Source organism: Mesorhizobium sp. M2C.T.Ca.TU.002.02.1.1 (assembly GCF_003997225.1).
In genome coordinates this window covers 1-794 of the sequence record NZ_RZTO01001377.1, presented here as the reverse complement: position 1 = coordinate 794, position 794 = coordinate 1, and the positions used below count along the sequence as shown (strand labels likewise).

The window sequence follows — 794 nt, the reverse complement described above, 5'->3', positions numbered from 1 at the left end:
GGTCCCGGCGCCCGCCGTGCCGATGGCGAAATCGCCGGTTGCCGCCTGCACGGCCTCATAGCCGAGTTCGCGATAGGGTGGATAGCGACCCCAATCCTTGTCGCCGCCATTGCGCAGGTCGAACAGGATCGCGGCCGGCACGATCGGCACGCGGAAGCCTCCAACCTCGACACCGATGTTTTTCTCGCGCAGCGCCGCCTGCACGCCCGAAGCGGCGTCGAGGCCGAAGGCTGAGCCGCCCGACAGAACGACGGCATGGATCGTTGCGATCGAATTCTGCGGCTCGAGCAGATCGGTCTCGCGCGTGCCCGGCGCGCCGCCCAGCACCTGGACGCCGGCAACCGCGGGCTCGTCGCACAGCACTACCGTGACGCCCGATTTCAGCCTGGCGTCGGCGGCATTGCCGATGCGGAGGCCGGCAACGTCGGTAATGAGATTACGCGGCCCGGTGCGGAACATCACTTGTCCTCCAGCGGTACGAAATCCGTGCCGTCGAAGCGGAAGACGCGGAACGGGTTCTGGCTGAGATCGCCCTTGTCGTCGAAGCGGACGGTGCCGATCGCGGTTGCGAAATCATGGCCAGTCAGCGCTTCGGCGAGCGGCTGACCGGAGCTTTCCGCGCCGGCCAGCGCGGCCTTGGCGACCTCGACCGCGGCATAGGCCGGCAGCGTATAGCCATCCGGCGCGATGTTCTTCGCGGCAAAGGCCTGCACGACCTTTGGATCGGCAACCTCCGACCATTCCGGCGTGGCGATCATCAGCGTACCGACGGCATAGGGCACATCGCCAGGCGG

At 67.4% G+C, this 794-nt stretch carries 1 protein-coding gene and 1 pseudogene; both read right to left on the bottom strand.

Going from position 1 to position 794, the window contains the following annotated elements; all coding sequences use genetic code 11:
- The coding region (locus tag EOD07_RS36205; RefSeq protein WP_206519671.1) for a P1 family peptidase at positions 1 to 459 on the bottom strand (459 nt) is incomplete at its 3' end.
- Positions 459 to 794: pseudogene (locus tag EOD07_RS36200) on the bottom strand (ABC transporter substrate-binding protein); the annotation flags it as partial. The pseudogene EOD07_RS36200 and the gene EOD07_RS36205, both read right to left, overlap by 1 nt.